Origin of the sequence: Mesorhizobium sp. ISC25, assembly GCF_042295465.1 — a bacterium.
GTDB lineage: Bacteria > Pseudomonadota > Alphaproteobacteria > Rhizobiales > Rhizobiaceae > Mesorhizobium.
Window position 1 is genome coordinate 1571756 of sequence record NZ_CP135441.1, and the last position, 19140, is coordinate 1590895.

Below are 19140 nucleotides of genomic sequence, written 5' to 3' on the forward strand. Positions count from 1 at the left end.
GCAAGGCAGTCAATTTATTTTTGAATTCCATTTGACTGAATAAATCTTCGGTGCCAGTCTGGCCTCTCTCGAGGGCGCAAGGCATGGCACTGCGGGGAACCAATCAGGAGTTCGGGCGGCCGTATAACCGGCGCATAGTGCTCGAATCGATCCGCCTTCATGGCCCGATCGCCCGTGGCGACATTGCCAGGCGGGTCGGGCTCACCGTGCAGACGGTGTCGACCATCGTTCGCGAGCTGGAAGAGCATGGTTACGTGCTGTCGCTGCGCGAAGAGCCCAAGGGGCGCGGACTGCCGCCGGCAACGCTGCGCATCAATCCGGAAGGCGGCTATGCGGTCGGCATCCACGTCACCCCGCTCGGCATCAATGCCGCCCTGATCAACCTCAGCGGCGACGTCATCGAGAGCACCTACCGCGAAGCCCCAAATGCTACGCCTGACCACGCTTTCGAGCTGATCGGCGCCATGGTGCTCGAATTGACGGCATTGCGGCCCGGTGGCCGCGTTCTCGGCATCGGCATGGCGCTGCCCGGACCGTTCGGCGTGGAGTCCATGAGCTTTGTCGGGCCGACCACCATGACCGGCTGGAAGGATGTGGCGCTGCGCGAGCGACTGGCCGCCTCGACCGGGCTGCCGGCCTTTTTCGAAACGGACATGGCGGCGGCTGCTATCGGCGAGCGCCTCTACGGCCTCGGGACGGCATATTCCGAATATTACTACCTCTATTTCGGCGTCGGGCTCGGCGGCGTCATGGTGCATGACGGAGCCGCATTGCGCGGCGCCTGGGGAAATGCCGGCGAGATCGGCCACATTCCCGCGGTGCCGGGCGGCGAGCCCTGTCCGTGCGGCAATCGCGGCTGCCTCGAACGGTATCTCTCGCTCGAGGCGCTGCGGCGCCGCAACATCGCCGACGCCGACTGGGTGAGTGAGATCGCGCCGATCTTCCGCAACGCCGTCACCATCATCGAAAATCTGTTCGATCCCGAAACCATCATCCTCGGCGGGCTTGCCTCCACCGATCTGCTCGAAAGACTGGCCGGCGCAGCCGCGCACCTGCCCAATTCGGTCTCGGCGCGAAGCGACCGCACGACGCCTCGCGTCAGCGTCGCGCGCGGCGGCCAGCATGCGGTGTTGCGCGGCGCCGCCGCACTTGCCGTTTCGGGGGTGCTTTCGCCACGCTTCGGCCAGATCTTCACCGCCGAACGCGAACGCAGGCGAGATCTCTTGCATAACAAGGGGATCGCGGCATGAGCGAACCGCTGCTGGTGCTCGATAACGTTGCCAAGAATTACGGCGCCATCGAAGCGCTGAAAGGCATCAGCTTTTCGATCGGCAAGGGCGAAGTGGTGGCTCTTTTGGGGGACAACGGCGCCGGCAAATCGACGCTGGTCAAGATCATTGCCGGCGGTCTGGAGCCGACCTCCGGCCGCATGCTGTTCGAAGGCAAGGAATTCCTCGCCAAATCCCCCGCCGAGGCCAAGGCTGCGGGGATCGAGACGGTCTACCAGGACCTGTCGCTCTGCACCAATGTCGACGTCGTCGCCAATTTCTTCATGGGCCGCGAGATCACCAGGAAGGTTCTCGGCATTCCGGTACTCGACGAGCGCGCCATGGAGCAGGTGGTGCAAAAGGCGCTGGCCAGCGCCGGCACCCGCATTCCCTCGCTTCGCACCAATGTCGAGCACCTCTCCGGCGGTCAGCGGCAGGCCATCGAGCTTAACCGTTTCGTGCATTTTGGCGGCAAGCTGGTGCTTCTCGACGAGCCGTTCGCAGCGCTCGGCGTCGAGCAGACGCGGCGCGGCCTCGACATGATCCGTCAGGTGGCGAGCCAGGGCATCGGTGTCGTCATCATCACCCATATCATGCAACAGGCCTTCCAGGTCGCCGACCGGATCGTGGTGATCCGGCAAGGCGTCGTGGCTGGCGATGTCGCACGCAACAAAACAAGTCCCGACGCGGTGATCAACATGATCACCGGAGAGACGCTCGCCGGTGCCGGACCGGCGAGCTGAGGGACAAATGAGGGGTCCGGCGCAAGAGGAGCGAACGACATGAAGAAAATACTTCTTTCCGTCTTCGGTATCCTGGCACTGGCCTTTGCCACGCTCACGCCGGCATTCGCCCAGTCCAAGGGCACCGTCTACTACATGGTGCCGACATTGCTCGATGAGTTCCAGACCGGCTCGGTGAGCGCGCTGGAACTGTTCCTGAAGCAGGTCGGCTACGAGATGAAGACGCTGAACGCCGACAACAAGACAGACGCTCAGCAATCGCAGATGAACGACGTCATCGCGCTGAAGCCGGCGGCGATCATCCTTGCCGCCGTCGATTTCAATGCGCTGAAACCGTCTATCGAGGCCGCCCGTGCCGCCGGCATCCCGGTCGTCGAGTTCGACCGCCAGATCACCTCGACCCCGTCCGACTTCACCTCGGTGGCCGGAACTGTCGAGATCGGCTACGTCGCCGCCGATCAGGCGCAAAAACTCCTGACCGCGAAGAACGGCTCGGTGAAGGGCAAGATCCTGCAGGTGCTCGGCGATCCGGGCGATCCCTACACGCTCGATATCCAGAAGGGTTTCGAGGAGAAGATGAAGGCGTTCCCGGACGTCAAGATCATCTCGCTGCCCGCCATGCAATGGGCAGCGGATGCAGCCGGGACCATCGTGAACGACCAGCTGCTCGCTAACCCCGACATCGACCTGATCTTCAGCCATGCCGCGCATCTTTCGGTCGCTGCCGTCGCCTCGCTCGAGGCCGCCGGCAAGAAACCGGGCGACGTTATGCTGATGAGCTCGAACGGCGCTCCGGTCGGCCTCGACCTGATCCGCAAGGGCTGGCTCAATGTCGAAGTCGAGCAGCCGCTCTACGCCCAGGCCGCGGCGGTCGCCATGTTCATGGACAAAGTGGTCAACAAGCAGGAGATCAAGCCAGGCGAATATGATGTGCTTGGCCTGAAATCGACCCTGACCAAGGAAGCGTGGGGGCCGAACATCAAGATCCCCGGCGCTGCGATCACCAAGGAAAATGTCGATAACCCGGCCTTCTGGGGCAACATGAAGCCGCCGACCGAAACCATAAAGCCGGTCGAATAGCAAACTCGCCAGAAGCTCCGGGCCATGCCGGCCCGGAGCCCAGCCCTGCAGCCCCGGTGCGTTCAAACGGACGCGCACGGGAATGCTGCAGCAATTTTCAACCACGCTGATCTTTCCGAAAACCGAGTGGTCTTTCGGGGTCGGCGCCAACCGGATCCGCAGATGAACCCCCGCACGCGCCAAACCCTCGAGTTCATCCTCGACAATCTCGTCTGGTTCATGCTGGTCTTCGTGCTGGTGGTCTTTTCCATCCTTATCCCGAACTATTTTCAGCTCGGCATCTTCGCCAACATCATCGAGGCGTCGAGCGTGCTCGGCGTGATGTCGATCGGCTTGGCGCTGGTCATCATCGCCGGCCATATGGACCTGTCGGTCGAATCGGTGGCGGCGCTCAGCGCCATGGCGGTCGGGATCTTGTTCTGCTCGTCGGGCATCGGCCTTGGCATCCAGTTGCAGCCGCAATGGCTGATGGTTCCGGTTTCGCTGCTCATCGCACTTGCCGTCGGCGGCCTCATCGGCGCCTTCAACGGCTATCTGGTGGTCAGGGTGAAGATGAGCGCCTTCATAATCACGCTGGCTTCTTACATCTGGGTGCGCGGCCTGGTGCTGGTCATCTCCGGCGGCCGCTCGGCGCAGGACCTTGCGCCGGCGATCCGCTGGTTCGGCATCCAGCGCCTGGGCGGCCTGCCGCTGACTGCCTGGATCGCCATTGCGTGTTTCGTGGTGTTCTCGCTGATCATGGCCAAGACGCCCTTCGGCAGGCATCTGGTCATGATCGGCGGCAACGAGACGGCGACCTTCCGCGCCGGCATCCGCGTCAACCGCAACCTGGTCATAGCCTTCGTTCTCGCCGGCGCCATCGCCGGCCTTGCCGGTTGGCTGCTGGCAATCCGCACCTCCGGCGCAACCGCCAATCTCGGCGTCGGCCTGTTGTTCAATGCCTTCGCCGCGGTCGTCATCGGCGGCGTCAGCCTGAAAGGCGGCGTCGGCACCTTGCCCGGCGTCTATGCCGGCGTGCTGCTGCTCTCGGCCATCAACACGGCGATCAACTTGATGGGCCTGCCGGCCAACTTCACCCAGGTGATCCACGGCCTGCTGGTGCTCGCCGCCGTGCTGCTCGACGCATTCAAGCAGACCATTCGCCAGAGGCTCGCATGAGCAGCCGACCGCAAGCCGGGCGACTTTTTGGCAAGGTGGCGCTGGTCATCGGCGCTGCGCGCGGCATCGGCAAGGCGATCGCACAGCGCTTTGCCGAGGAAGGCGCAAAGCTGGTGCTGGCCGATACCGAGACCGAAGCCGGACAAGCAACGGCAGATGAGGTCGGCGCCCACTTCATTCGCACCGACATTTCGCAGATGGCCGATGCGGAAGCCGCCGTGGCGCTGGCCCTCGACCGTCACGGCCGGCTCGACATCATGGTGCAGAATGCCGGCATTTATCCCTGGCAATTGCTGGAAAACACCAGTCCCGACGACTGGGACCGGGTCATGGCAGTGAACTTGCGTGGCAGCTTCATCGCCGCGCGCGCCGCACTGGTGCCGATGAAGGCGCAGCACTTTGGCCGCATGCTGTTCACCTCCTCGATCACCGGCCCGCATGTCACCAGCCCCGGCCACGGCCATTATTCTGCGACCAAGGCCGGCATCAATGGGCTGATCCGTTCGGCTGCGCTCGAATTTTCGGGCTACGGCATTACAGTCAACGGCGTCGAGCCCGGCAACATCCTCACCGAAGGCATAGAGCAGCATCGCGGTGCGGCCTTCATCAAGAACATGGAAGACGCCATCCCGCTCGGCCGCCTCGGCAGCCCGCGCGATGTGGCCAATGCCTTCCTGTTCCTGGCCTCTGACGATGCCAGTTACATCACCGGCACGACCATCATCGTCGATGGCGGGCAGCTTTTGCCCGAGGGCAAGGATTTCCGGCTGCTGCCGCCATGATCCTCGATTTCGGCGGCGGTTTCTTCCTGCGCCGGGCGACCGCCGCCGATCACCAGGGGCTTGCGATGATCTGTCTCAAGACCGGCGATGCCGGCAAGGACGCCAGCGGCCGCGAGGACGACCCGGAACTGCTCGGCCTGCTCTACACTATTCCCTACCAGGTGCTCGAACCCGAGCTGGCCTTCATTATCGATAGTCCCGCAGGTGCGGCCGGCTACCTGCTTGGCGCGGCCGATACGGCCGCTTTCAATGCCAGCCTGGCGTCAGACTGGTATCCCGACCTGCAGCGACGTGTCGCCGACCCGGGATCCGACAGCTCACACTGGCGCGGCAGCGATTGGGCGCGGCATCGGATCCACCACCCCGATTTCGCTGTCCCGCCTGCACTGGCGGCCTATCCGTCGCACGGCCACATCGACCTGTTGCCGCAAGCGCGCGGGAAAGGCATCGGCAGGCGCGCGATGGCCTTCCTCGAGCAGCGCCTTGCCGCGAGAGGCTCGACCGGCATCCACCTCGAAGTCATGGCGGAGAACGATGATGCGCTAAGGTTCTACAAGGCGATCGGATTGGAGGTGGTGCAGGTGCCGAAGCGTTGTGTTTATGTGGCGAAACGGCTTGCTCATGCTCCGGCGATTGCAGGCTGAGCTGCGGCAAGCAATCGCTCAGGTTACCGGGAGGCTTATAGAACTACGATGCTGCCGTTCTGCAGCAGCCAGCTGCCCCGCGTGAACACCTTTGCCGCGGGAACGAAACCTTCGTCGGGACCACGTGTTCCACCACAAAAAAAGTCCGCAGCATCAACACGGTGCGGGCTAATTCGAGTGTTAGCGGAGCGTCTACTAGTCCAGCGGAAGCGGAAGGGGAGCATCCGTAACCGTTCCCCCGGCCACAATCGAGAGCACATAAAGCAGATAAATGGCTAACACCAACAGCGCAAGGAATGAACCGCTGGCAAAGACTCCTGCAACCGTGGCGTCGGGATAAGGTTCAACTTTTTCTTTCTTGAAGATATCTTCTTCGTTACGGGTTGTCACAACCCGTTCGCCTGGAAGCCGGTTTTTTTCAGCCTCCTTCGATATCTTATCCGCGAGATCTCCTGCGATCACAGGATCATTCGGAAGATGACTCGTAAGCCACCCAGGAATATTTTCGCTTCCGCCCATGCCCATATGCAAGTAAGATTCAGTTTTCTTTTGTGCTCCTTTAAATTACTGTAAGTTTTAACTTTCGGCAATCGTTTGCCGCATAGCGAGGCATGAGACCAGACTTAAGTCCCAACAGAAAGACGGTTTGAATCAGACTAAAGTCCTAGTAGACCCATCCGCGTCACCCGAACCGTGAAGCATTTGCGAGCGGAGATACGGTAACGACAACGAAACCATTGGTTGTATTGAGGCTGGTGCTTGCCTGCGGACAACTCAGTATCGAGGGTCCATGTGCATTACGGGGCACCTTAGCGTCGACAAACCACGTGCGTGTTAGCCAATCTCGATACCATCGCCCTCGACACGCCTGCCTTTGCTCTGCGACCTCTTCAGCAGTGAATGTGACGCCTCGATCAGCCGGCGCGATAAGGGCGATCGTGTAGCGAAGTTCCTCAATTAGCGCGGTTCCGTGTTCAGTGGTCTGACGAGCACGTGCTACTGGGATGTTATCGGGTTCGCGAGGGAATTCTTTCACGTTCCGACCTCCAAGCCGTGCCGACATTATCGCGAAGGGTCAACGCCCAGCATTGACTCTTATCCGGGCAACGAAAGAACCCTGCCGCCGTCTTTTCGATGTGGCCGGGCGATCAGAGATTGCGCCGGGCGGGTCAGCTTTGGGCCGATGGAGTGTAGCCCGGTGCACGCAGATTGACGAAATGATAAAGGATACCAGATGGTTGCGTCTACCAATCGCCAGTTGGACGAGTCGCCTGCCGTGCAGGCGTATGAGCCTGATGTGGCACGAACATGCCTGGTTGAAACACGTGGCGGAAAATGGTGGGCGATGACGGGCTCGAACCGCCGACATCTTCGGTGTAAACGAGCGTTCAAACCGCAGGAATGGCGCATTTCCGGGCTTTTTCGTGCCGTTTGTGCCCAGCTATTCCCCCTGAAACTGAGCGCTTCCGGCCCGTATCTGAGCGCTTTCTGGGCGCAGTCATCGCGCTTCCTTGGCCCTCTGATACCCGTCAATCTCCTTGGCGCGGCCATGCCGACACTGGATCTCTCAGGACATGCTGCGTCAAACCGATGCGCTTGTCGGGCCGGCCAGCTGCGCGACACTCCGGGCAGTAGAAGTAGCGCCCGATGTCTGCAGCCTGTGTTCAGGCAGTGAAGGGATGCCTCATGTCCCATCGCCAGCATCTTGCCGATGGTGTCGATCGACAGCGGATAGGTGATTTCGGGCAGTTTGAACATGGATCGGATATAGCGTCGGCCCTTGACGATCGCCAGATCAGCGCCAGAATGTGGCCGCCTGGTTAATCGAGAGGGACAGAGCTCTACATGCTACCTGGAATCTTTGAAGAAGTCCCATGGTCGGACTCGATCACGGATTACGACAGACAGAATTTCAGGGTCTATTGCCAGATCCTCGACGCCTGCGGCGACGATGCCAGCATAGAGGAGATGGCAGATCTCATCCTCGGCATCGACCCGGCTCTTGAACCGGTGCGCGCCCGCAAGGCTGTCCGCAGCCATATCGACCGGGCGAACTGGATGGTGACGACCGGCTACAAGGAACTGTTCGCCGGCTGAGTGCTATTCCTCGTCGCCAAAGCCCTGCAGCGAGGCGTGGCGAATGTACTTGTGCTCGCCTCGGAGGTGCCTGACGCGCAACTTCACCTCCCCTGGCTGGACCCACTGGGTTGCCGGTCGTCTCCTGACGCCCTCCGGAGGCGGGCCGGCGTGTTCCTGGACGCGCTTCCACAGCCGTTCCTTCATGTCGCGTCCCAGGGTGATGAAGGCCGAGCCGACATATTTTCCGGTGCCGGGCTGCGCCAGCAAGGCGAATGCGGCCTTGCCCGGCTCACGCTCGACGCCCATCAGCTCATATTCCTGGACCGTAAAGCTCTTTGTCTTCACCCAGTTCGATGTCGGGCCGCTGCGATATCGGCTGTCGGCGAGCTTGGAAACGATCCCCTCGAGCCCCGCCTGGTCGGCGAGATAGAAGATCGCCTTCGGATCGCCAGGTAGTGCCTCGCTGAACTGGATGCGGCTGTTCGGCTTGATGATGCCGAACAGGATCTCGCGGCGCGCCTTGCAACCGATGTCGCGCAAATCGTGGCCGTCGAGGTGCATGATGTCGAAGGCGCCGAGGATCATGGCGTAGGGATCGCCGTGCACGGCCTTCTGCAGCGCGTCGAAGTCAGGCAGGCCGGCTGCGTTGGTGACCACCGCCTCGCCCTCGAAGATCGCGTTCTTGACGTCGAGCTCGCGCGCCGCTTCGACAAGGCCGGTGTATTTGCTCGTCCAGTCCGCGCCGCTTTTGGTGAAGACGCGAATATCGTCGGGGCTGTTGATGACGATCTGCGTGCGGTAGCCGTCGAGCTTGATCTCGTGAATCCAGTGTTCGCCCTCGGGTGGCTTTGAAACCAGCTTGGGCTCCATCGGCGGAATGAACTCGAGACGGCCGCCGCCGGTACTTACAATTTTACGCACCCAGTGAATACTAGGTACAAAGCTTATATTAGCCAGAGTGAACGGAACGTGATTCTAGTTCAGCGCCGGCGGCCGACCCGGCCTGAAACCCTTCAGCGCCGCGGCGATGCCCATCATCACTGACTGCTCTGGATAGTCGAGCATGCGCAGCGCGTCCAGCTCGTCGCCAACCACGCCGCAGACCGGCAGCACCTGGTAGTCGCCATCGAACGGCATCGCCTCGCCATTGGCGAGAAAATCATATTCCGGGAAGCATCGCTTCAGGTAGGCCTCGACCTCGCGCAGAGCGGCGTCGGAGCGAGCATTGGACGGGGCGAGGACGACGAAGCTGTCGACCTGATCGCCAGCCGGCATGTCCGAAATATCGATGGCGAGATGCATGAGAACTCCCTTAGAAGTTCTCATTCCGTTCATGGTCCGGCGGCATTGTCAATCCAAACGCAAAAAGCCCGGCGCCCCCTGGCTCGGCTAGGCCTGTTTGATCACCAGCGCCTGCCCTGTTGGCAGCTCGATGATGCCCTCGCGATGTGGAGCGAAGAAGTCGTCAAAGGCCTTTCGGGCGCCGGGACACATACTTGAGCCGTAGTCATCACACACGATCATACCGTTTGGCTGAACGCGGTCATAGAAGAAGGCCAGTGCGTCCCTCGTCGGCTCGTAAAGATCGACATCGATGTGGACCAGGGCGAAGCGTCGATCGATGACTTCTGGGAAAGCGTTCGGAATCCAGCCGACGTGAAATCGTGGATCGCCATAGGGGCGGATATTGTTCTTGGCTACCTGTTCATTGGCGTCGAAATCGCCGGGCTCCCACGGCATCCGGCCATTAGCCTTGCGGTCTTCCGCAACGGGTTCGGAAAGACCCGCAAAGGAATCGAACAGATGATACTCTCGCGGCCGAAGATCGGCCGTCAGCATGAACACCGTTGATCTGCCATATCGGACGCCGCATTCGGCGACATCGCCATCGACGGCCTCTAGCGAGCGAAGGCAGCTTTGCAGCACGAAGGCGCGCGGGTCCGGGATGCCGGTGATCGTTTTAGTGCGTTCCAGAGCTTTCAGGAAAAACGGCTGGTCTTTCCATACCATGTGGCGAGAATAAACATAAAAACCGTGTTGGTCGGCTTTCTTCTGGGCCCTCTTATACCAAGCCGCGCCCCGATGCTTCTTCGAAACAACTGCGAGCGCCAAATCCTTGAGTTTCATCACAGGGCTCCTCCGTTGAGGTCATATGCCCAAAAACATGCCGCCCTACAAACGAAAAAAATCCGCCGCACCTTTCGGCGCGGCGGACCCTTCCGCTGCAGTGTTAATCAGGTGACCGGCGTAAAGTCGACGTAGTAGCTCTTGCCGATGACGAGCTGCTCAGCCGCTTTCGGGTTGTCGATCTGGAACTCCGCGTGACCGGATGGCGTCGCCTTCTGGAAGGAAACATCCTCGGCTACCTTCTGATCATATTCGCAGCGGAAGATCGCCTTCGCTCCGCCCCATGCCTGCGCGAACACATTCTCAAGTTTCATTTTTGCACGAATGCCCATCTCTTCATCTCCATGAGTTGGGATTTGCCCGGAACCGCCGGGCGCGGATCACTTTGATCGCGCGATTTCCTTGCCGAGATCGCCGACCTCGCGGCGCATGTCGCCGAGCTCGTCGACAATGCGGTTGCCGACCTCGATCATGCGGTACATGGCCTGCCGGGCCTTCTCGGCGTCGAGCCGGCAGGCGACGGTCTCCAGGGTGTGCGCCTCGATCGCCGAGGCGAGCTGCTTGACGGCCGCCGAATCAACCAGCGCGCCGGCGATCTCGAGCTGCCGTTCGCCAGGCGTGGCATTGCTGCGGCCAAAGCGCAGGCCGAAGGCGGCAAGAATGCCCAATAGTCCGAGCCCGACGAAGTTGGCGAACGGAATGATCTGTTCGACCGACATGCCGAAAATCATCAATGCCTCCGATGTGTGGCACCGACATCTGCCCATGCGCGAAAAAGATTCCACATTTCGATCGCCATGAAGGTGGCGTAGGCGATGACGCCGGTGCCGCCGCCGCCTATGGTGACCCAAGCAACCATCACGCCGAGCGTGATCTGGCCCCAGAAGATGCAGGCGGCCAGCGAGGCCCCTCCCCGCAGATGCGGCGAATAGCGGAACTGGCGAAACGTGCCGTTGACGATCAGCGCGCATAGGCGCAGCATCGCCGCAAACAGGCAGACATTGGCCCACAGAGTTTCGTCGCCATAGCGGGCGATGACCGAAAAGGACGGTGACCCCTCGAAGGTCCGGCCATTCGATGCAAGCATGGCCGACCAGCCGAACAGCGAGGCGGTCATGATCCATTCCGTCACCCGCATGCCGAAATGCTGGCGGATGCCATCCGCGACGCGCAGGATGATCATGGAAGCTCCGCCCGGCGCGCGGCACTGGCCTTGCTGTGCCTGTCGCATTCGCCGGGCTTGTAGAGGCCGATCGCGCAGCCAGGCGCCATCGTGCGGTCAATCCGGTTCTGATCCTCAACCGTCTTGCCCTGTGCGCCCGCCAGGCTGTTACCGATGGCCGAGCGCAGCGCGGGAACACCGTTGACGCTTGAAGTCGTACACCCCGCCGGCAGCAAGGCAGTCGTCAAAAGACATGCGAGCATCCTGGCCCTTGTCGATCGCATCACGGTTTTCCCTTTCGATCCTTTGGCGGACTTCCTCCGCGCCCTTGTGCTTGATGAATACGTAGACGCCAAAGACCGCGCCCGAGGCGACGACGACCGCGGCGCCGATGGCTATGATGTTCGCCAGCGCCTGGCTGACGCCGAGCCGGCTGGCGACGAAGGCGAGGAGCCAGGCCATCACGCAAGCACCGGATCTTGCACCGGATCGGGCGCCTCGGCCGCTTTTGGCGGGTGAATGTCGCCTTCATCAGTCCGCCGGCTCCTGAACCAGCCCCACACCGCGTAGGCGGCAAGGCCGAGGCCGATCGCGCTGGAGCCGGCGAGCAGAAGGTTTGCGACCGTTTGCGCCGTGTCGGCCTCGATGCCGGTGAGATAGCTCGCGGTCTCGGCGATCTGGTCGCGCGCCGCTACGATGAAGACCAGCACGCCGCCGCCCTTGGTGGCGTTCTGGACTTCCGGCACTTCGGCCACCAGCTGCGCGCCCGGCTGCTCGGCCGCGCCCTGCTTCCACGCCTCGAGGCGGCGGAAGGTCTCCGGGCCGGCGACGCCGTCGGCGGCGACCTTCTGCGCCTTCTGGAACTCGCGCACGGCATCGCGGGTCGACGGGCCATAGTCACCGTCGAGCTCGACCGCATAGCCGGCGCGCACCAGCAGCGCCTGAAGGTCGCGCACCCTGGCGCCGTTCGATCCCATGCGCAGCATGCCGGTCGAGGCAGACACCGGCTGCACGCCGCTGAGGCGCCTGTAAGCCGCCGCCATCTTCAAATGGTAGCCCTGTTTCTTGAAGGCCGGCCCGTTGTAGCCGCGGGCGAAGGCGGTGAAGTCCAGCCGGCGCAGCTCGTCGGCAAGGCCGAACTTGTCGACGAAGCGGGCCATGATGTCGATCTGGCCGGCCGCACCGCTGCGGGCAAGCTTGATCATGTCGTCGACGCTGGTGAAGCCAAGCTTCTGCCAGTGCGCCGTCATCACCTGGCCAAGGCCGATCGAGATCGATTCGAGTGCGGCCTGCCGGTCGATTTTCGCCGCGCGCGCCAGCAGAGCCCAGCGGGCTGCCTGAGAGGCCGGGTTTTTCACCCCGCCGGCCTTGGGGCTGGACAGGCCTTGCGCTCGGGCGACGGCCCGGTCGGTCGCTTTAAGCCGTGCATCGAAGTAATGGCCCTCGAAACGGATCAGCGGCTCCTGCTTGCCCTTGACCAGGGCGAAGACCTGGCCGTTGCTTTCGACCTCGGCGACGGCCTGCAGAGCGGCAGGCGCGCATTTCAGGCGAACGGCAAGGCCCTCGATCGCATGCAGCGTCGAAGCATCGAACATGGCTGTTCCTTTCCGCCCTCGCGGGCAGGTTGAAATTCTCGGATCTTTGATGTCGGTTCTGGCTAAAACAGATCAGGATGAAGGTCTGCGCCGGCATAGATCGCTGGTATGTCGCGCGCGCCGCGCGAAACCCGGCCGGACTTGTAGACGCGGACATAGCCCCACGGATCGCTGTCGCCGATGTAGTCTATGCGCGTCGGGTCATCATTACCGTCGCAATTGCCGCCAGCGGTCGGAAAGAAGAAGGCGTCCAATTGAGCGTCGGCCGTGATGATGTCGTTGGCGCCCTTGACGAAATTGCCGTTCACCGTCGGATCGATGACGTTGAAGTCGGTCGTAAGATGCGCCATCGAAGCCGCGGAGCAGGAAAGACCGGTTCCCCAACCCTTCGTTGCATTTCCCTTGATCTCCATCAGCATATTCAAATCATCGGCGCCTATGGCAATGCCACCGGTTCCAGGACGAATGAGCGTGTTGTTGAAAGATTTCGACGTACCGCCCGCACCTGATGAGTTGTTCCAACGAACACCCTCGTTGAAATTAACCATGATGTTGCAAGCAACCCCGGTGTTTATGCCGGTGTTGTTGCTGTCAAAAAAGGCACGGCCAGTCCCAGATGCAGAAACAAGATAATTGTGCTCTATGGTGCCAGTGCAATTCCGGAGAATGGTGGCGGTGGAGGCCAACCCGGTCGGCAGCATGTAATTGAAGAAGGCATTACCAACCGAAGAATAGTTGTTGCTATCGTCCCATGTGCAGCCAAACGCGTGGCAGATCATGCCAGCGGCGCGAGTTCTCTTCTCGCCGGTAACAAAGAATGCATAGATCGGAGAAATCGACAAATCATCGGGAGCAATCGCATTCAAATTAGCATCCGAATAGACGCCTCCATAGGCTTCAACGGCAAGGGCGCCGTGCGTGGTCAAGCATTGATCCTGGAATACAGCTCCTGGGATAGTTGCGTTCATCCCTACGAAGATGACGCGCGATGAAAGATAATTGGTGCCGCCACCTAGATCGCCATTGCCATTGAGGACGTCACCGCCAGCGCTCTGTGCCGATCCCCAGAAATCATAGAGCTCAAGCGCCCATCCGCTACAGTCGAACGCAAACAGGTCTTTTGTCGTCTCACTCAGGTTGCCAATCCTCGGGACGTTCTCGAGTGCCCATTTGCCACTGCGAAGCAGCATTTGAATGCCGGTCACGCCGGCGACGCTATAGGTCAGATCCTTCATGCAGCTGTAGAGACCAGTGCCGCCGTGGACCTCCCAATTGCCATTGGTGCCGATACCGTTGCCTGTGATGGTGACATCCGCCGCGACGCCAGTAGCACCTCGGATAAGAATGCCCTCCATTCCAACGCGCGCTGTTGCATCGTTCGCGGCAAAGGTCGAGTCGATGACGGGGATGTCGAGCGCATAGGTGCCCGCCGCCAAAACGATCTCGTCGCCAGCAACCGCCGCCGCCATTGCGGCTTTAAAGGTTGCCACGTCTGTCACGTTGCGCGTCGTTCCCGTCGCGGTGAGCATGAAGGGGTTGTGCATGACGGTCTTTGTGCCGCCGATCATTGCGACTTTCGGCCCGTCAGCAGCAGCGATCGAGAGCGTCGACCCCGTGTAGGTCGCCAGAGCGATCTCACGATATGTGCAGCGGACTGCGGTATCGCGCCCGGCCTGGGTGCGCACAAAGCGCGTCGGCGACCATTGCCCGCTCGCCGGATCTCTTTCCTTGATGAAGACGATCTTCGACGTGCCGTCGTCGACCAGCTTGAAGGCGCTGTCGGGACTAGCCAGAATGACGTGCGCAGCCGGTGGAGACCAGAAAGGCGGCCCGGCCTGATCGGCATTCGCAGTGCCAGTGACTGGGAAAGAAGTTTCCAAGGTAGTCGGCGGGTTCATGACGGACATAATCAGCGTCCGTCCATCGGCAGTCCCGAAAGCGAACTCGTCGCCAGGCGCTCCAGTCAGTATCCGGCCAGACCAGCGATAGAGCTTCAGCTTCTTTGGCGCGCCGCCATTGCGACTCACATAGACAAAGAAATGAGTTTCGGAGACAGCCTGCTCACCCGCCCAGATGCGAATGCCTGTCCTTTGTCGGCCGAGCCGAATCCTCGCGGTCGTGGGCGTGGTCGATGTCTCAGTAACGACCGACAGCAGCGGATTGAATTCAGCCGGCGGCGGGTTTCTCAGGACGCGGCGCGTCCCGACGAAAGCCGGCATGGACTTAGGCGCGAACCTGCGCGGAAGGGCGAGTGTCATTTATGTGATCAATCCTGCAGGAAGCCGAAGCGCAGCGTCACACCGGTCGCGGTATAGGTCGGCGTGCCGGTTCCGTTGACGACGGCGACATAGAGGTTCCGCGTGCCGGCGGCAGGCTTAACCACTTTACCGATGGCATCCTTGCCGGCCACCGAAGCGCCGCCGAGATCGAAATAATCGGCCGTTCCAATGGAAATCGGCGCGCCGAGTATTTGAAGCGCGTTTACGTCCGATATCGATGGCGGCAGGTTCTCCGTGCCCATCGGCACGTTGGCGCTCAACAGGAAGATGTTGATAGCCGCTTTCTGATCATCTTGATCAATCACAGCGATGCTCTGCAGGACGCCTAGTCCATCGGCCACTCGCATGGCATTAGTTATGACTTGGGTGTCGGCTAAAACGTCGCCGGAAGCATAGATGGCAGTGTCGAGCGTCAGGGCCACGTCGATATAGACTGTGTTGCCCCCGACGGAACCAAGATGATTCTCGCCGGCCGGAGTTGCGGCAGCGAGCAAAGTGTTGGCGGCGTCCTGTTTCGCCTCAGTGGCGGGGGCGGCAATGACCTTCGCCAGCAGCGCGGCCAGCGTCGTCTGCGTGGCCGGATCGGCGGAGAGTTTCGCCAGAATGGAAGCGTTGCCGGCGTTGGTGGTGCCGATCAGCGCCTCGAGGCCGTCGAGAAAGCCGGCCAGTGTCGTCGCTAGGTCGGTATGCAAAAGCGCCAACGCGGCAGCGTCCTCAGTCGATAGTGCTACCGGATGGGACGCAGCAGCTAGCGCCCGACCGGGTGCAATCGGCTTCTCGATCGGCACTGTGTTGTTGCTCGCGTCTTTGACGTCAATCGTTGCCATTGGTCAGTGTTCCTCTTTCAGGGCCAGGAGATCAGAGCCAGCAATCCGCTGTTTTGGGGTTGAGAAAAGTCGAGTGTCCCAACCGGCGGCGCCGGTGGTTCCGCGTCGGCGCCCTTCGCAACGTAACGCCAGACATCGAGCCAGCTGGCGCCGACACCGGGCTCAGTGTCCGCGCTCGCCGTATGGTCGGCGATGGCCCGGAAGGATGACGGGTCGTGAAAGACGCCGTCATGGACAAGATAGTCCGTGCCAGCCAGCCATTCCCCGCCGTTGACGTCGTCGCGCCAGAGCACGCCGGGCGCGCCACGAACAACGACGACATTTGGGATTTCGAGGATGGCGTCATACGACATCGCGGGTCACCGTTTTCAGGACTGGCCAGATCACTTTGTCGAGCACCACGCGGCTGTCGGTGCCGTCGATTCGGGCGATGTCGAAAGCGACGATGGTCGAGGCATCCATCGGACGCGTCGCCGCTTCCGACAGGAAGAAGGCCAGCGTGCGCGGTGCCTCGCGCTGGATCGTCAGATCAAGCGTGTCGGCCTCGAATAGCACCGGGCCGGGTACGGCCGAGCGGAACTGCGCCACCAGCCGGCCGCTGCCGATCTGTTCGGCATCCCACAGGTCCTGCGGGAATTGGAGGCGAAACTCGATGTCGTAGCCGGGCCGGATCGGCTCGACATCGGGAAAGACATACTTGGCCATTTTCAGAGATCCGATGCGGCGGAAAAGAAGATGTCGATCTGGGCGCCGGTGAAACCCAGAGCGGCAAAGCCGGCCTGCATCATCGGATCGGCGCGCACGAAGCTGCCGCTGTTGTCATAGGCGATCTGGACGGCAGGGCCTTGCGCCGCGATCCAGTTCTCGACTTCTGCCAGCAAGCCGGCATTGAGCAGCTGCAGTTTGAACTGTCGTGCCGAAACCCGATCGGGAATGACCGGCTCGATTGGCGGCGGGGTGAAGATCCCGTCCGCGAACAGGAAGCCAGAGCAGACCGCGTCGTCAGCTTCGACAAAACCTTCCGGCTCGGCTCCCGTGCGGTCCGACTGCACGACGATGCCATTCTCGACCAGAACAAAATTACTCATCTAATCTCCCCAATATTTCAGGCGGGCATAGACCTCGGTCGAGCCAAAGCCGAAGGCTTGGCCGAGGCCGTTGGCGTGCGTGTGGGTAGTGCGGTATTCGAGCCGGTAGCCATGGCCGGCGACGACCGGACCGCCGCCGACGGCAATGCTGCCGCTATCGGGCGCGGTGCTGCCGACGATACCGATGCCGGGCGCCACTTCGGCGCCGGCGGTCACGTCCCAAAGGCGCACCTGGAGGTCGATGCCGTAGGAGCCGACCTGCCATTCGACCCAGCCATCGGTCGCCGGCGTGAAGACATTGCTGGCCAGCGACACCAGATTGTAGGGATCGCGAACCTTGGTGTTGAGGATATGCGTCACCCAGGCGCCATTGCCAGGCGCCGAGGAGCCGCCGCTAACGCCCGAGGCCTTCTGGTCCTCGAGCACAGCATCAGGCAATCCGTTGCCGCCGCCATATTCCGGCGCGGTCGCCGCGGCATTCATGCGCAGGGCACGCCGCGCCGCGCCTTTCGGCAGGCGGGCCAGAACCTTGGGTGCGGTTGCGTAAAGAACGTCGCCGGCCACCAGGCCGGCCGGTGCCGAAAGGAACAGTTTTTGCCCGGCGCCATCGCCGGCGACGAGGATGTTGTCGTCGGTATCCCAGCGGAGATCGCCTTCAATGGTTGGCAGCGGGTTTGAGCCCTGCCGCAGGATGCTGCTCAACGCGGCGCCGCTCGCCCTGAAAAAGCCGAGCATGCGCCAGTTGCCGGCGCCGAGCGACTGCATCCACGCGGTATCGCCGGCCTCGGTGACAAGATCGGCGCCTCCGAGCAGGATCAGGCTGGCCGGGTCGTGCGTCAGCGTCAGCGCCGCGGCAAAGGTCAGCCGTCGGATGGCGCCTGCCGGTGCCGAGCCGAAGGAAGAGATCGCGTCGGTGCCGGTGATGCGGACATTGATGCCGGTGGCATCGCCGAGATCGGTTGTGGCGGCGCTGGCGATGTCGCTCGACATGGCCGACAGATTGTCGGCGGCATCGATCAGGCTGGAGGCGCCGGTACCGCCATGGTCGATATCGATCAGCCCGTCATTGTTGGCGTCATAGATCGCCTTGGCCATCATACCATAGCCGCCGACATCGACGCCCGACAGGATGTCGGTGACGGCGGCGCCGAGATAAAGCTCCAGCACCGTCTTCAACAGCGCCGGATCGGCCGGGTCAAGGCTCGCCAGGTCGGCGCCGGAGGCGATCAGCACGACGCGCAGATTGGCAATGATGCGGTTCCAGTCGTCGGCGGTGAGCTTGGTCGAATCGCCATAGGACAGGCCATTTCGCGCCCAGGAGAAGCCGTCGACATGGGCGGTGCCCATGCCGGCCGGCGGCGTCAGTTTCTTGACGACATCGAGAATGCCGAACAGGTCGGGTGCGGCCATGATTTACAGTCCGTTGAAGGAGAAGAATTCGGGCGGAGCCCCCAAGCCCGACCGGGCGTCGCGCTTCATGGCGCGCCCCGCCGGAGGGCCAGCCGCCGCAGGCGGGGATGCGGCCCGTGAGGCCTAAGTTTTAATTATGTACAGAACCGCCCGGTTGCGCGGCCGGGTCTCGGCATCGCCGGTCACGACGTTGACGATATCAACGTACGGGTTGCTGCCGCCGCCCGGATCGAAATCGCCGGTAACGATCCGCTCGCCGAGCTTCGAGGCGCGGACAAAGCCGACCTGCGATGGATTGGTCGCCGGCGACGGATTGCCGGCCTGCTGAAGCGTGACAGGCAGGCCGGTCGCCGGATCGACGCGCTGGACGGTGTCGTTCTTCGGGCGCGCAGTGGCATAGTCCTGAAAGCTGCCGAAGACACGTCCGGTGTCGATGCCGCGGCCATCGTCGAAGCCGCGCAGGAATTCGCCGCGGAAGTCGGGCACGTTGAAGGTGGTGACCGCATCGCCGGCGCCCCAGCTGGTGCCGATCGCTGCGAACAGATCGGCGTAGGTGACGCGGCTGACGGCCTGGCCGTTGCATTTCAGCCAGCCGGTCGGCGCCCCTGCAGCCGCGAACATCGAAACCGATCCGGGTGGCACCTCGATCGACGGCGCACCGCCCGAAACAATGTCGGCGATCAGCGCCTGCAGCGCCTGCCAGAGCTGCGTCTTGTCGGCGGGATCGGGTGTGAGGCCGGCTTCGACGATCACCTTCAGGATCTCGTCCTGCGGATCGTTGAAGACATCGGCCGGCGGGATCGCGCCGATCAGGCCAGCCGGGCGGTTCTCGTTCCAGTATGGGACGCGCTCGCTCGATACGGGCGCATTGCGCGGATTGACGAACTTCATGGCGGCC

The 19140-nt window shown here is 62.1% G+C and carries 23 protein-coding genes; 7 read left to right on the top strand and 16 right to left on the bottom strand.

Translation table 11 applies throughout. From position 1 onward, the window contains the following. Positions 1-83 precede the first annotated feature (83 nt). The 6 genes from RQ479_RS07930 to RQ479_RS07955 all read left to right on the top strand — a co-directional run bounded on the left by RQ479_RS07930 (position 84) and on the right by RQ479_RS07955 (position 5675). Positions 84-1250 (top strand): ROK family protein, encoded by a 1167-nt coding sequence (locus RQ479_RS07930; protein ID WP_376704658.1) that lies wholly within the window; start codon positions 84-86, stop codon positions 1248-1250. After that, entirely contained in the window at positions 1247-2011 is a 765-nt protein-coding gene (locus RQ479_RS07935; RefSeq protein WP_023717343.1) for an ATP-binding cassette domain-containing protein, read from the top strand. Before RQ479_RS07930 ends, RQ479_RS07935 begins: the two co-directional genes overlap by 4 nt. Before the next feature lie 39 nt (positions 2012-2050). Then, a complete protein-coding gene (locus RQ479_RS07940) occupies positions 2051-3091 on the top strand; it encodes a sugar ABC transporter substrate-binding protein (protein ID WP_292663104.1) in 1041 nt (346 codons plus the stop codon). 162 nt (positions 3092-3253) lie between these two features. Beyond that, positions 3254-4249 (top strand): ABC transporter permease, encoded by a 996-nt coding sequence (locus RQ479_RS07945; RefSeq protein ID WP_031193507.1) that lies wholly within the window; start codon positions 3254-3256, stop codon positions 4247-4249. Next, positions 4246-5031 carry an SDR family oxidoreductase gene (locus RQ479_RS07950; RefSeq protein WP_352465580.1) on the top strand — a complete coding sequence of 262 codons (786 nt, stop codon included), beginning with the start codon at positions 4246-4248 and terminating at the stop codon, positions 5029-5031. Before RQ479_RS07945 ends, RQ479_RS07950 begins: the two co-directional genes overlap by 4 nt. Then, positions 5028-5675 carry a GNAT family N-acetyltransferase gene (locus RQ479_RS07955; protein WP_376704659.1) on the top strand — a complete coding sequence of 216 codons (648 nt, stop codon included), beginning with the start codon at positions 5028-5030 and terminating at the stop codon, positions 5673-5675. The genes RQ479_RS07950 and RQ479_RS07955 overlap by 4 nt, the downstream gene beginning before the upstream one ends. A gap of 195 nt (positions 5676-5870) precedes the next feature. Here the strand turns inward: RQ479_RS07955 and RQ479_RS07960 are convergent, their stop codons facing one another. Then, a complete protein-coding gene (locus RQ479_RS07960) occupies positions 5871-6194 on the bottom strand; it encodes a hypothetical protein (RefSeq protein ID WP_376704660.1) in 324 nt (107 codons plus the stop codon). 1326 nt (positions 6195-7520) lie between these two features. Between RQ479_RS07960 and RQ479_RS07965 the strand changes: the two genes are divergently transcribed. Further along, a complete protein-coding gene (locus tag RQ479_RS07965; protein ID WP_376704661.1) occupies positions 7521-7772 on the top strand; it encodes a hypothetical protein in 252 nt (83 codons plus the stop codon). Between the two features lie 3 nt (positions 7773-7775). On the opposite strand, the gene RQ479_RS07970 is transcribed toward RQ479_RS07965, so the two are convergent. From RQ479_RS07970 to RQ479_RS08040, 15 genes are all read right to left on the bottom strand, one after another. Beyond that, positions 7776-8675, bottom strand: coding sequence for an ATP-dependent DNA ligase (locus RQ479_RS07970; protein ID WP_376704662.1), 900 nt, complete (start codon positions 8673-8675; stop codon positions 7776-7778). A 54-nt stretch (positions 8676-8729) separates the two neighbouring features. Further along, positions 8730-9056 carry a hypothetical protein gene (locus RQ479_RS07975; protein ID WP_376704663.1) on the bottom strand — a complete coding sequence of 109 codons (327 nt, stop codon included), beginning with the start codon at positions 9054-9056 and terminating at the stop codon, positions 8730-8732. 87 nt (positions 9057-9143) lie between these two features. After that, complete coding sequence (locus RQ479_RS07980; RefSeq protein ID WP_376704664.1) at positions 9144-9881, bottom strand: TylF/MycF/NovP-related O-methyltransferase; 738 nt, start codon at positions 9879-9881, stop codon at positions 9144-9146. Positions 9882-9988: 107 nt separating this feature from the next. Beyond that, on the bottom strand, positions 9989-10213 hold the full coding sequence (locus RQ479_RS07985) for a hypothetical protein (RefSeq protein WP_376704665.1): 225 nt from the start codon (positions 10211-10213) through the stop codon (positions 9989-9991). Between the two features lie 48 nt (positions 10214-10261). Continuing rightward, entirely contained in the window at positions 10262-10612 is a 351-nt protein-coding gene (locus RQ479_RS07990) for a hypothetical protein (protein WP_376704666.1), read from the bottom strand. Further along, positions 10612-11064: a hypothetical protein gene (locus tag RQ479_RS07995; protein ID WP_376704667.1), complete on the bottom strand. Its 453-nt coding sequence runs from the start codon at positions 11062-11064 to the stop codon at positions 10612-10614. The genes RQ479_RS07990 and RQ479_RS07995 overlap by 1 nt, the downstream gene beginning before the upstream one ends. A gap of 147 nt (positions 11065-11211) precedes the next feature. Next, entirely contained in the window at positions 11212-11505 is a 294-nt protein-coding gene (locus RQ479_RS08000) for a hypothetical protein (RefSeq protein WP_376704668.1), read from the bottom strand. Next, on the bottom strand, positions 11505-12638 hold the full coding sequence (locus tag RQ479_RS08005) for an N-acetylmuramidase domain-containing protein (protein WP_376704669.1): 1134 nt from the start codon (positions 12636-12638) through the stop codon (positions 11505-11507). Before RQ479_RS08005 ends, RQ479_RS08000 begins: the two co-directional genes overlap by 1 nt. A gap of 62 nt (positions 12639-12700) precedes the next feature. Beyond that, entirely contained in the window at positions 12701-14896 is a 2196-nt protein-coding gene (locus RQ479_RS08010; protein WP_376704670.1) for a hypothetical protein, read from the bottom strand. 8 nt (positions 14897-14904) lie between these two features. Continuing rightward, the gene (locus tag RQ479_RS08015; RefSeq protein WP_376704671.1) at positions 14905-15744 is read right to left on the bottom strand and encodes a hypothetical protein; all 840 of its coding nucleotides are present in this window, start codon (positions 15742-15744) and stop codon (positions 14905-14907) included. A gap of 17 nt (positions 15745-15761) precedes the next feature. After that, positions 15762-16097: a hypothetical protein gene (locus RQ479_RS08020; protein WP_376704672.1), complete on the bottom strand. Its 336-nt coding sequence runs from the start codon at positions 16095-16097 to the stop codon at positions 15762-15764. Then, positions 16087-16449 carry a hypothetical protein gene (locus RQ479_RS08025; protein ID WP_376704673.1) on the bottom strand — a complete coding sequence of 121 codons (363 nt, stop codon included), beginning with the start codon at positions 16447-16449 and terminating at the stop codon, positions 16087-16089. Before RQ479_RS08025 ends, RQ479_RS08020 begins: the two co-directional genes overlap by 11 nt. Positions 16450-16451: 2 nt before the next feature. Continuing rightward, positions 16452-16832, bottom strand: a complete 381-nt coding sequence (locus tag RQ479_RS08030) for a hypothetical protein (protein WP_376704674.1) — start codon at positions 16830-16832, stop codon at positions 16452-16454. Next, positions 16833-18242 (bottom strand): hypothetical protein, encoded by a 1410-nt coding sequence (locus RQ479_RS08035; RefSeq protein ID WP_376704675.1) that lies wholly within the window; start codon positions 18240-18242, stop codon positions 16833-16835. It abuts the gene before it with no gap. 123 nt (positions 18243-18365) lie between these two features. Continuing rightward, positions 18366-19133, bottom strand: a complete 768-nt coding sequence (locus tag RQ479_RS08040; RefSeq protein WP_376704676.1) for a phage tail protein — start codon at positions 19131-19133, stop codon at positions 18366-18368. Positions 19134-19140: the final 7 nt, after the last annotated feature.